We start from the raw sequence: 11938 nt of genomic DNA, 5'->3' as shown, positions 1-11938 counted from the left end.
TTTTCTGCATTTTACCTTAGTTTCCAGCTTCAGCGTTCAATTTAGCGTACTGGGCATTCTGGGAGGTGATTTCCAACACGCGATCAATAAGTTCATCAATTTCGCCAGTGCCGTAGTTTTCAATATCCAGAGCCTGGCGGTAATAAAGCCCGTCGATGATGAGCAAACACATGTGCCCCAAAACCGGATCACTAATCTCGTTACTGACCGCTTTGCCAAACTCAGTGCTCATCTCCTGAAATTCAGCGACCAGTTCAGGCTCCTGAGCCGCAAGAGCAAACAACGCTTTGGGAGCGGTCTTCTCTCGATAGTCCTTGTAGATCTGGAAGCTCGCCGCCAAAATTGGGCAGGCCACTCCTTGCTCTTTCAACTTGTCACTCAGCGCGTAGGTTCTCTTGCGAACATCACAAACAACTCTGCGGATCACACCCAACAACAGTTCATGCTTACTTCGAAAATTATAAAGCACGCCGCCTTTGGACATGCCCGCCTCGGCAGCGACCGCATCAATGGTCAGCTTCCGGGTTCCTTCGAGGCAAACCAGACGCTCGACGGCATCCAGAATATGTTCTGCTGTTGTTTCCACGCTGGTATCCTTCTCCTCTGATCGGAGCCTGTACCGTCTGGTCGGTTTTTGTACCGTCCAGTCGGTTTTTGTACCGTCCAGTCGGTTTTAGTGAGGGACTTATAAAAAAGCAAGTTCAAATTTCGGGAAAATTGCGCGCACGGCCACCAGAAAGTCACAAATCAGGGATTAAGCCGCATAAGTGTGATGCCAAACACAAAATGCCGACCCCAAAGAGGCCGGCATTCTATGGTTTCTGCAAAGAATCAGGTCTTACTCAGCTGCCTCTTTGAAGGTTACTGTCGTAGGGTCTTCCTCAAGTCTCCCGAGCAATTCCTCACGTCTGAGCTGCGCCTGCTTCAGATTCTCATCCTTAATTGGACCGTACCCACGAATGGAGTCGGGCAAATTAAGGAACTCGCGTAGCAAGCCATAATTTGCAGTTCCCAGTTTTCCGCAGGCCAGACTGATATCATCATGGTACTGCTTGAGCAGTGCACGCTCGTCTTTACGCTCCTGCGCATATCCAAACGGATCAAGCACCGTGCCACGCAAGCCACGAAGAGAAACCAGCATATTGAAAGCCTTGAAGATCCAGGGACCAAACGCCCGCTTCTGAGGACGGCCTGTCTTTGGATCCGGCTTACCTGGCAAGAATGGAGGCGCCAGCAACAACTCCAACTCACCCGGATCATCGAACTGAGCTTCGAGGCTTTTACGGAACGCTGGCTCACTATAAAGACGGGCAACTTCATACTCGTCTTTGTAAGCCATCACCTTATAAAGCATCTCAACTGCAGTGTGCGTCAGCTCCAGCGAACCGGGACCAAACTCCTCATCCCGCGCTTTGATCTGGGAGATCTTCTCCAGATAGGTATTGGCGTAGGTTTTATTCTGATAAGCAGTCAGCTCCTTGGCGAAGAAGTCTATCTTCTCATCAAGGGTCATTGCCTTAACTGCATCACGGCGTGGCAGAGCACCGAAGATGGCATCAGGATTGCCATAAAGCACACGCCCAGCCTGAAACGCATGGATATTCTTCTCGACCGCAGCACCGTTCAATGTGATCGCGTGCTCAATAGCTTCAGCGGTAATCGGCAAAGTGCCCGCCTGATAGGCCAACCCGATGAGCATCATGTTGGTGTAGATAGAATCACCAAGCAGCTTCTCTGCGATATTGGCCAGATCATGCGCACGCAGATCCACAGTCCCCTGTTCCAGAGTCTGCTTCATATTGTGCTCATTAAAGGAAAGCTGCTGCTTCATCACAAACTCAGAGGTCGGCGTGACGTTTGTGTTCACAAACCCATGCGTTCTGCTCTTGTGATAAAGGGACAGCTGCTCTGCTTTACTGGCAACCAGCATATCACTCGCAATCAGTACATCCAGTTGTGCAGGTGGTACACGTGGCCCCTCAATCGTATCGCTTGCAGCCGCAAAACGCACATGAGACGTCACAGGTCCATACTTCTGGGCAAGTCCGGTCATATCCAGCGTTGAGGCTTTAATCCCATCAATATGCGCCGCCATTGCAATAATGGCAGAGATGGTCGTAACACCCATGCCACCAATACCCGCAACCAAAAGGTTATGCGTACTTTCAAGCGATGGTAGCTGAACCTCCGGCAACGCCTTCACAAACTCATCCAGCGCAAAATCAGCTGGTTTTGCCTGACGCAGCTTCGAGCCCTTCACATAAACAAAGGACGGGCAGAACCCCTTCACACAGGAGAAGTCCTTGTTACAGGATGATTGGTTGATCCGACGTTTTTCGCCAAACGGTGTTGCAAGTGGCTCAACTGAAAGACAGTTCGACTGAACCGAACAATCACCACAGCCCTCACAGACACGGTCATTGATCATCACGCGCAGGTCCGGGTCTGGATAAAGCCCTTTCTTGCGGCGGCGACGTTTTTCCGCAGCACAGGTCTGATCAAACACAATCGCTGAAACGCCGTTGAACTCCTTGAGTTCGTTCTGCACTTTCATCAGATCATCGCGGTGATGAACCGGCTCAGAAACGGCCAGATCCTGACGGCCAGCATATTCCTCAGGCTTCTCGCTCAGAAGAACAACCTTCTTCACGCCTTCCGCATGAAGCTGGTTCAGCAGCTGAGGCACTGTAAGCGAACCATCAATCTCCTGACCGCCAGTCATCGCAACCGCGTCATTATAAAGAATCTTGAAGGTGATCGGCACACGCGCCGCCACGGCCTGACGGATCGACAGGATACCGGAGTGGAAGTAGGTGCCATCCCCCATATTCGCAAACACGTGCTTGTCACGGGCAAAGTTCGCCTGACCAACCCAAAGCGTACCTTCACCGCCCATGGCAATCTGGCCATCGGTTGTGCGGCCACTGATCTCGGTCATGGCGTGACACCCAATACCCGGCATCGACCGCGACCCTTCCGGCACAACAGTCGAGGTGTTATGCGGGCAACCGGAACAGAAGTAAGGCGAGCGCGCCGCTGTTTCACCATTGCCCTGCGCCCACATCTGCTGACGCATCATGGAATCAGCAACGGCCCGCATTTCATCGGTGACGTATTCCTTAGGCAGGAAATTCATGATCACGCGGATCATCTCATCAATAGAAAGCTCAAGCACATCGGAGAACAATGGCTCACCCTGCGCATCTTTCTTGCCGAGAATCTGTGGTTGCTGATCACTTGGCCAGTTGTAGGCGATCTCTTTGATCTGTGGCTCCATGAACGCACGTTTGTGCTCAACCACCAGAATCTTTTCAACACCTCGTGCGAAACTTGAGAACGCCGTTGGTTCCAGCGGATAAGGCATTCCCACCTTATAAACCGCAAGCCCAATCTCTTTTGCACGCTGATCTGTGATCCCCATCAGGCGCAGTGCCTGACACAGGTCGCGGAAAGCCTTACCGGTCGCAACCATACCGATTCGCGGCTTCTGCGCGCCATAGGCCACATGGTCCAGACGATTCGCTTTCGCATACGCCAGAACAGCAGGCATACGGATATCGCGCAGCAAACGCTCGGTCTCCAGGCGATTGCCAAGCAGCAAGACCCGGTTCAACTCAGCATTCTTACGCGGATCGAATGCCGCTGGACGCACGAAAGAATGTCGTGCCAGATCCGCAGACACAACACCGGATGCATCCATAGTATCAGCAAGACAGATCAACGCACTCCACAGGCCTGTGTAGCGCGACATCTCAAACCCATGCTGACCGAAATCCAGAACTTCCTGAATGTCAGCGGGGTTCAGAACCGGAATTTCCGCATGCTGGAAAAAAAACTCGCTTTGCGCTGGCAAGATGGAAGATTTTGCCAGATGATCATCACCCGCAAGAGCAACAACACCGCCATTCGGGTCGGTTCCGGATGCATTTGCCTGACGCAACACATCCCCAGCTCTATCCACACCCGGCGCCTTCCCGTACCAGATGCCATAGACGCCATCAAAGGCAGAACCTTTGCCGTGCTGTCTGACTTTTTGTGATCCCCAAACCGCTGTGGCGCCCAGTTCCTCATTAACTCCCGGTTGAAACTGAATGTCCAGCGGATCAAGATATTGACGTGATCTTTGAAGCTCCGTGTCGTAGCCAGCGATCGGAGAACCACGGTATCCGGAGATAAAACCGCCTGTTTTCAAATCATTAGCACGATCCAATCGACCGCGATCCAAAGCAAGTCGCACCAGTGCTTGAATACCGGTCAGGTAAACATTGCCTTCTTCAGCTGTATATTTATCATGTAAGCTGATTGGTGGCACACTTACATTCATTCAATGAGCTCCTCTCCCATCTTGGCTGTGGACGGTTCCCCCTCCCAAAACCAATTCTTTCGTCCTAGCCCATAGTGATCCTTCTTTTGCGTGCTTTCTGTGCTATCCTACCGGAAAATACGTATTCAGTCGAAAAATTATTCCTGAGGGGGCACATGAGCGAAAATTCTTTATTAGACCCATCCGACATCCGCGTTCTGCGAATTCTGCAAAAAGATGCATCCCAATCCATCGCCGATGTCGCCAAAGAAGCTGGGATGAGCCAAACACCGTGCTGGAGACGAATTAAGAAACTCAAGGAGACTGGAGTGATCAAGCAGACAGCTGCACTGGTTGATCGCGAAGCAGTCGGCCTTGGCTTTCTCGCCTATGCCTTTGTTAAGCTCACTGTGCCGAGCCGCGATAACATGGAAGCATTCGACAGGCTCATCGGGATATGGCCTGAAGTTGTCACATGCGAACGCATCACCGGCGCAGTGGACTATCTCATCAAAGTCGTCGCCAGTGACATCAAGTGTTACGACGACTTCCTACGCTTGAAACTTCTGGACAACGCTTTGGTGTCAGATGTTCAATCCCGTATTGTAGTCTCGACAATTAAGGAAACAGTTGCATTACCTCTTAAAGAGTTTGTCAGTTAGGACTTCGGGCCCCCAGTCATAAGAGTTGATTGACGCGCAGTCTCTTAAACTCGGCAATGTTTGCTCAAACGCCGCTAATATGGTTTAGTCGCGCGATCTCTTGCACTTAAGTTGTCGCGTGGACTAAACATTGCCCTCCCCAACAATTCTCGCAGGTGGCCTGCAACTGATCAATGCGCTCCTGCGTTTTTTGGGGCGAAGCGGCGCCAATGCAGTTGCCATCTCCATTTTTCTCGGCCTGTTCCTGCCCGGAATTGCCGAAGCGCTGCGCGGGCTTCTGACGCCTGCAATTTTCGTCCTGCTCACGTTGAGTTTCATCCGCGTCGATAATGCAGCCATCGCCCACCAGCTCACGCGCCCATTGCCAGCCGTTGCCGCCATGCTCTGGCAGATGCTTGTGCTCCCCATGCTCGCAACACTGGCGTGCCTGGCCATCGGACTGGATCAGTTTGACCTGGGTGTGCTCACAGCACTGTTCATGGTCTCCGCAGCGCCTCCGGTCATGTCCTCGCCCATCTTCATCTGGATGTTCGGCCTCAACGGCGCGCTCGCCCTTACGATCTCCGCCTTGTCATTTATCATCGCGCCTTTCAGCACCGCCTTGTTTGCCTACCTTCTGTTGCCGGAAAACCTTCAGATCTCGCCGTTTTCACTGGCAGCCAATCTGACACTGTTCCTGCTGGGATCCGCTGCTCTGGGCCGCCTTATCTATTATTTGCTCGGCGCAAAACGCATTACAGAGATGACCGACCATATCAACGGCATCAATTGTATCGTGCTCTTTATCTTCGCTATTGCTGCCATGGATGGTGTGACCGACTTTGCATTGGCTGCACCTTTCAAAGCCGCTGCCTTGTTCATCGGCGTCTTTGCCATTGCTGGCCTGCAACTGCTTGTGACCTTCCTGATCTTCTATCCCGCAGGGCGACAGACGGCTTTCATCGCAGCTTATGGCGCCGGGAGCCGCAATCTGGGCCTGATGGTCGCGGCATTGGGAGGAACCATTCCAGAGTTGGCATGGCTCTTTTTCGCATTCGCCCAGTTCCCCATCTACCTGCTCCCATGGCTGCTCAAGCCCGCGGCCGTGCGGGTCCGCCAAACCACAGCCACCCGATGAAAGACACAGCGATCAAAGCTGCGATGAACGCACCACTTGCTTCTCATCAATGTCCATGCTAGCCGCACTGCAAATTGGGCACACCAAGGAGAATCCCTGCTATGGCACAACCGCTCGTTATCGCCCCTTCCGTCCTTGCATCAGACTTTTCCAAGTTGGGGCAAGAAGTTCGTGATGTTGTAGAAGCTGGAGCCGACTGGATCCACCTGGATGTTATGGACGGTCACTTCGTTCCAAACATCACCTTTGGTCCAGACGTGATCGCAAAACTCCGCCCGCATACAGATAAGGTCTTCGACACCCACCTGATGATCGAGCCGTGTGACCCGTATCTTGAAGCCTTCGCCAAAGCTGGCTCCGACTACATTACGGTCCATGCAGAAGCGACCGTGCATCTGGACCGCTCGCTGCAGGCAATCCGCGATCTGGGCAAGAAAGCTGGTGTATCTCTAAACCCCGCCACCCATGAAAGCTGTCTGGAATACGTTCTCGACCGCCTCGACATGATCCTTGTCATGACCGTGAACCCTGGCTTCGGTGGCCAGAAGTTCATCGAGTCCCAGGTCGAGAAAGTCGCACGCATCAAAAGCATGATCGGCGATCGCCCGATCCGCATTCAGATCGACGGCGGCATCACTCCGCAGACCGCTCCGCTGGTCACCAAGGCAGGCGCTGACACACTGGTTGCTGGCTCTGCCGTCTTCAAAGGCGGGACCATTGACAGCTACCGCGAAAACATAGCAGCAATCCGTGCTGCAGCTCAGGTCTAAGACCTCACCTTGAAACACCAAAGGCCGCCCACAAGGCGGCCTTTTCTATTCAGATCTGCATTCAGTCCAAGGCCTGTGCCGCCTCAGCAGCTGCAGAGATAAACAAAGTCGAATCAGTCCCAAAGGTCATGAACTGATAGCCAGCGGCCTTTGAATGCTGCAAATGATCTTTTGTAACGCAGTAGATCCCAGCAATCTTTCCAGCTGCGCTGGTTTTCTCGGCAATATCCTTCTGCATTGCCAAAGACGCCTCAGACACAGGCGCCACACTCTTGCCGCCTGAGACCGTCAGCGACAAGTCAGATGGTCCCACGAAGATCCCATCCAGACCATCAACACCAAGAATGTCCTCAAGAGCCGCATATGCTTCGGGCGTCTCGATCATAGCAATCGCCAGTGTCTTCTTATCAGCCGACGCAAAGTACTCATCCATGGTGATACCAGCGGTCATGGTCGCACCGACAGAGCCATAGCTGCGTGTCCCAAGCGGCGGATACTTACAGAACTCCACCAGCTTCCTTGCATCGTCAACCGAGTTGATCATGGGTGCAATGATCATCTCTGCCCCTGCATCGAGCAGCCAGCTCGCATTCCTGAAATCATCCATCCGGATCCGCGCGATCGCATGACCGCCCCCAATGATCATCTCCTTAATGGAATCACGTGCTTCTGCTCTGGTCTGCAAACCGTGCTGCAAATCCAGCGTCACAGCTTTATAGCCGCCCTTCAAAAAGAGGCTGGAGAAAATCGGGGAGGGCAGAGTGGCCCACGCGCTCAAAACGGTTTGTCCTGCCCGCAGTTTCTCTGCCAGACACATATTTTTACTCATGTCATGCCTCATCTAATTGAGCACAGGCACCATCAAGTCACGCAGCACCAGCTCGTCAACGCAAGTGTCATTCCAATAAAAAAGCCGTCTTCCCGACAATATCAAGGGAAGACGGCAAAATCTCTAGTCAGGAGCTCTCATTTAGAGCCTGCTTAACGCGAAGCACTTAGGCTTCCTCAGCAACTTCCTTTTTCGCAACAACCATCAGCTCGTCCATGGTGCGACGGATCTGATGTTCGGACTGTTCAACACCCGCATCTGCAAAATCTTTGGAGATACGAGCAAAAATGTCCTCGTCGCCCGGCTCTTTGAGATCGGTTTGCACAATCTTGTTGGCATAGTCTTCCGCAATGTCCCCGGCCAAACCGAGCTTCTCAGCAGCCCACTGCCCCAGCAGTTTGTCCCGCCGTGCAGTTGCCTTGAAAGCCTGCTCAGAACCAATTGCAAAACTGCCTTCAAAAGCCTCAGCTCGTTTGTCGAACGTGGTCATCTTTTCCCTCCTAGCTCAGACAATGTAAAAAGGTCCCTCCCCTCCTACAAGCCACGCTATAACCTACGGGTTTCATTCTACGCAACTTCTATTTGCAGGTCAAAAGCCATCAGTTGGTATCAGTGGAATATCAGTGACTAAGACCGCCAATCCAATTACCCATTTGTGCTTTATCAAAAAGTCGGTTAAGTTCCGCGCCGCATAGCGGGATCGTGATTTTCGCGATGATGAAAGATGCGAAAACCGGTGCTGGAGGAACATTCGCGCAAGTTTTGGCACGAATGGTTTGACAGTCAACCAGTTTACGCCCCAACGTCACCCGTACGACTTGTTCTACAAACGCAATGGTAAGTGCCAATGAACCGCCGTCGGCGAATTTACGAAGGCAAGGCCAAGATTCTCTATGAGGGTCCTGAGCCGGGAACGCTGATTCAGCACTTCAAAGATGATGCTACAGCCTTCAACAACGAAAAACATGAAGTCGTTGATGGAAAAGGCGTCCTGAACAACCGGATTTCTGAGTACATTTTCAACAATCTGAATAACATGGGTATTCCAACCCATTTTATTCGCCGGTTGAACATGCGTGAACAGCTGATTCATCAGGTGGAAGTCATTCCAATCGAGGTTGTTGTCCGCAACGTTGCTGCAGGCTCCTTGTGCAAGCGTCTTGGATTGGAAGAAGGCACTCAGCTTCCACGCTCCATTATCGAGTTCTATTACAAGAACGACGAGCTTGGAGATCCCCTGGTCTCTGAAGAACACATCACCGCTTTTGGCTGGGCCGCACCTCAGGAACTGGATGACATGATGGCACTTGCCATCCGCGTCAACGACTTCCTGTGCGGTCTGTTTATGAGCGTCGGCATCCGCCTCGTTGACTTCAAGATTGAACTTGGACGTCAGGTTGAAGGCGACATGATGCGCATTGTCCTTGCTGACGAGATCTCTCCGGACAGCTGTCGCCTGTGGGATACCAAAACAAACGACAAGATGGACAAGGACCGGTTCCGCCAGAATATGGGCGGCATGGTTGAAGCCTATCAGGAAGTAGCCCGCAGGCTCGGCATCCTGATCGACAACGACCGTCCGGGACATTCCGGACCAGTGCTAGTCAAGTAATCAATGAACGGGCCCGTGAGGCCCGTTTTGCATTTCAGGGCAGGCAAGGACCGCAGCGGTAGTAAACTATCTGACGACCACGCGTAGTTTTTGCTTCCCCGACATAGATTCCCGCGTTATGAACGCGCGCAAGAATTGGATTTTGGCGACCAGCGCAATTGCTGCCCGCTTAAATCCCTCATTTTGGTAAGGAAGGACCAGTTAGAACCATGAAGGCACGTGTGACCGTCACTCTCAAGAACGGTGTTCTCGATCCCCAGGGCAAAGCAATCGAAGGCTCCCTTGGTTCTCTTGGTTTTGAAGGCGTTGAAGGCATTCGCCAGGGTAAAGTATTTGACCTGGAGCTGGCAGACCGCAGCGAGGCTGAGGCCAGGGCTGACATTGAAGCCATGTGCGAAAAGCTGCTGGCAAACACCGTCATCGAAAACTACTCTATCGAACTGCTCTAGCCGATAGCGGAACCTGCGAGGGCAACACCGTGCAAGACGATACTGGCCGGATCATCCGGTTCATGATTATCAAAGCAATCATCTTTATCGGCTTGCCAGCTGCCCTCTCTGTTCTTGCGGTATTTTTACTTCTGTAAAACTCGTCTGTGACAAGCGGCCCTCCATCCAAGAGGAAACATTCATGAAATCCGCAGTGATCCTATTCCCTGGCTCCAACCGGGACCGTGATATGATCAAAGCGCTGGAGCAAATCTCCGGCCAGCCAGTCGCCACAGTATGGCACACCGAAACTGAACTGCCGGACGCAGACCTTTATGTCCTGCCGGGCGGTTTCTCTTACGGTGACTACTTGCGTTCAGGCGCAATTGCTGCCCGCTCCCACATCATGCCGGCACTGAAAACAGCCGCTGATCAGGGACGTCACGTTCTGGGCGTGTGCAACGGCTTCCAGATGCTGACAGAAACAGGCCTTCTGCCGGGCGCTTTGATGCGCAACGCCTCCCTCCACTTCGTGTGTAAGGAAGTGATGCTGGAAACCACCAGCACCAACAGCGCGTTCACCTCCAGAATGGAAAAAGGTAAAGTCTGGCGTTGTCCAGTGGCCCACCATGACGGCAACTACTTCGCTGATCCTGAGACCCTGAAGGAGTTGGAAGGAGAAGGCCGCGTCGCATTCCGCTATGCTGACGGTACCAATCCAAACGGCTCCCTCAACGACATTGCCGGCATCACCAGCGCAAAAGGCAACGTCCTTGGCATGATGCCTCACCCTGAAAACCTAGTTGAGGATCTTCATGGTGGCATCGAGGGCCGCGCACTGTTTGAAAGCGTCATGGAAAATCTGGCAGCGTAAGTAGCCAGAACAGTAGATCTAAAAAAAACCCGGAAGCTCAGCACTCCGGGTTTTTTGTTTGTCTTAAGCCTCTTAAATGAAGGCGAAGCCAACCCCGGTCACGGCAAGCAGAACCACCACGACCCAAGGCGGTGCCTTAAAGGACAGCAGCAGCACAAACCCGCACAAGGCAGCTGCGAAATCCTTGGCATCAAGCACCGCGCTCGTCCAGACCGGCGAATAAAGCGCCGCACCCAGAACACCAACCACAGCCGCATTCGCACCCGCCATAATCCCGCGCGCTGACGGCGTTTGCCGCAACCAAGCCCAATACGGCAAGCCCGCGATCAAAAGCAGGAAGCCCGGCAGAAAGATACCCAACAACGCAATGGTCGCACCAACCCAAGCCGCATAACCCGTCTGCATCTCTGCACCCAGATATCCCGCGAAGGTGAACAAGGGGCCGGGAACCGCTTGCGTCGCACCATAACCAGCAAGGAACGAGTTCTCACTCACCATCCCCGTGCCAACGACCTTGGCTTCCAGAAGCGGCAGAACAACGTGTCCACCGCCAAACACGAGTGAACCAGAGTGATAGAAACTGTCAAACACATAGACCAGTGAGCTCCCCGTAAGATCGCTCACCATAGGAAGTCCAAACAGCAGTGCCGCAAACAGAATAATTGCAATCAGCCCAACCCGCCGACGCGGTGCAAAGGAAACGTCGTGTACTTCAGCTTTAGGCTCAGAGCGGCAGAACAGGAAACCACCCAGACCACCAGCCACAATCGCCGCAATCTGTCCGCCCGCACCCCCAAGTGCCACAATCAGGACCACAGCCAACACAGCCAAACCAGCGCGCAGCTGGTCCACGCAGAAGTTCCGTGCCATCCCCCAGACGGCCTGCGCAACAACAGCCACAGCAACCAACTTCAATCCATGGATCATACCCAAGCCTACTGGACCCTGAAGGTAAGACGCCCAATAAGCAAAGGCAAAAAGTAGAAGCGCAGAGGGAGCAGTAAAGGCAACGAACGCTGCTAACGCACCCATCGGTCCGGCACGCATAAGACCAAGACCAAACCCGACCTGACTGCTCGCAGGACCGGGCAAGAACTGACACAGCGCAACCAGATCTGCATAAGCATCATCGGCCAGCCATTTCCTGCGTTTTACAATCTCTTCACGAAAGTAGCCAAGATGAGCGATCGGCCCTCCGAACGACGTCAGCCCCAATTTTAAGAAGGCGAGAAAGACCTCAAGCACATGCCCTTTGGACTGCTGTTCAGGAAGGTTGGTCGGGCGTTCAGAAAAACTCATAGGCAGCTCAATCATATCTTCGGAGGAAAGCGGAGCAGCATATA

General features: G+C 53.0%; 12 protein-coding genes. 7 read left to right on the top strand and 5 right to left on the bottom strand.

The window, feature by feature from the left end; all coding sequences use genetic code 11:
• Positions 1 to 16: 16 nt before the first annotated feature.
• Both IE076_RS10950 and IE076_RS10945 read right to left on the bottom strand, forming a co-directional pair.
• Positions 17 to 586: a TetR/AcrR family transcriptional regulator gene (locus IE076_RS10950; RefSeq protein ID WP_189436799.1), complete on the bottom strand. Its 570-nt coding sequence runs from the start codon at positions 584 to 586 to the stop codon at positions 17 to 19.
• A 252-nt stretch (positions 587 to 838) separates the two neighbouring features.
• A complete protein-coding gene (locus IE076_RS10945) occupies positions 839 to 4324 on the bottom strand; it encodes an indolepyruvate ferredoxin oxidoreductase family protein (RefSeq protein ID WP_189436798.1) in 3486 nt (1161 codons plus the stop codon).
• A gap of 155 nt (positions 4325 to 4479) precedes the next feature.
• On the opposite strand from IE076_RS10945, the gene IE076_RS10940 reads away from it, so the two are divergent.
• The 3 genes from IE076_RS10940 to rpe all read left to right on the top strand — a co-directional run bounded on the left by IE076_RS10940 (position 4480) and on the right by rpe (position 6852).
• Positions 4480 to 4965, top strand: coding sequence for an Lrp/AsnC family transcriptional regulator (locus IE076_RS10940; protein WP_189436797.1), 486 nt, complete (start codon positions 4480 to 4482; stop codon positions 4963 to 4965).
• Positions 4966 to 5095: 130 nt separating this feature from the next.
• Positions 5096 to 6082, top strand: coding sequence for a symporter (locus IE076_RS10935; RefSeq protein ID WP_189436796.1), 987 nt, complete (start codon positions 5096 to 5098; stop codon positions 6080 to 6082).
• A 101-nt stretch (positions 6083 to 6183) separates the two neighbouring features.
• On the top strand, positions 6184 to 6852 hold the full coding sequence (gene rpe / locus IE076_RS10930) for a ribulose-phosphate 3-epimerase (protein WP_189436795.1): 669 nt from the start codon (positions 6184 to 6186) through the stop codon (positions 6850 to 6852).
• A gap of 61 nt (positions 6853 to 6913) precedes the next feature.
• On the opposite strand, the gene IE076_RS10925 is transcribed toward rpe, so the two are convergent.
• Positions 6914 to 7681 carry an HpcH/HpaI aldolase family protein gene (locus IE076_RS10925; protein ID WP_189436794.1) on the bottom strand — a complete coding sequence of 256 codons (768 nt, stop codon included), beginning with the start codon at positions 7679 to 7681 and terminating at the stop codon, positions 6914 to 6916.
• A 166-nt stretch (positions 7682 to 7847) separates the two neighbouring features.
• Entirely contained in the window at positions 7848 to 8171 is a 324-nt protein-coding gene (locus IE076_RS10920; protein ID WP_189436793.1) for a DUF1476 domain-containing protein, read from the bottom strand.
• Positions 8172 to 8528: 357 nt separating this feature from the next.
• On the opposite strand from IE076_RS10920, the gene purC reads away from it, so the two are divergent.
• From purC to purQ, 4 genes are all read left to right on the top strand, one after another.
• Positions 8529 to 9293, top strand: coding sequence for a phosphoribosylaminoimidazolesuccinocarboxamide synthase (purC, locus tag IE076_RS10915; RefSeq protein WP_189436792.1), 765 nt, complete (start codon positions 8529 to 8531; stop codon positions 9291 to 9293).
• 209 nt (positions 9294 to 9502) lie between these two features.
• Positions 9503 to 9742 (top strand): phosphoribosylformylglycinamidine synthase subunit PurS, encoded by a 240-nt coding sequence (gene purS, locus IE076_RS10910; protein ID WP_189436791.1) that lies wholly within the window; start codon positions 9503 to 9505, stop codon positions 9740 to 9742.
• A 29-nt stretch (positions 9743 to 9771) separates the two neighbouring features.
• The gene (locus IE076_RS22845; protein ID WP_189436790.1) at positions 9772 to 9879 is read left to right on the top strand and encodes a phosphoribosylformylglycinamidine synthase-associated small membrane protein; all 108 of its coding nucleotides are present in this window, start codon (positions 9772 to 9774) and stop codon (positions 9877 to 9879) included.
• A gap of 44 nt (positions 9880 to 9923) precedes the next feature.
• The gene (gene purQ, locus IE076_RS10900; protein ID WP_189436789.1) at positions 9924 to 10595 is read left to right on the top strand and encodes a phosphoribosylformylglycinamidine synthase subunit PurQ; all 672 of its coding nucleotides are present in this window, start codon (positions 9924 to 9926) and stop codon (positions 10593 to 10595) included.
• 72 nt (positions 10596 to 10667) lie between these two features.
• On the opposite strand, the gene chrA is transcribed toward purQ, so the two are convergent.
• Entirely contained in the window at positions 10668 to 11894 is a 1227-nt protein-coding gene (gene chrA / locus IE076_RS10895) for a chromate efflux transporter (protein WP_189436788.1), read from the bottom strand.
• Positions 11895 to 11938 lie beyond the last annotated feature (44 nt).

The sequence above is a fragment of the Pseudovibrio japonicus genome, assembly GCF_014651595.1.
In the GTDB taxonomy this organism is placed as follows: Bacteria; Pseudomonadota; Alphaproteobacteria; order Rhizobiales; family Stappiaceae; genus Pseudovibrio; species Pseudovibrio japonicus.
Note: the sequence above shows the minus strand (reverse complement) of the source record. Positions and strands in the feature narration are given on the sequence as shown.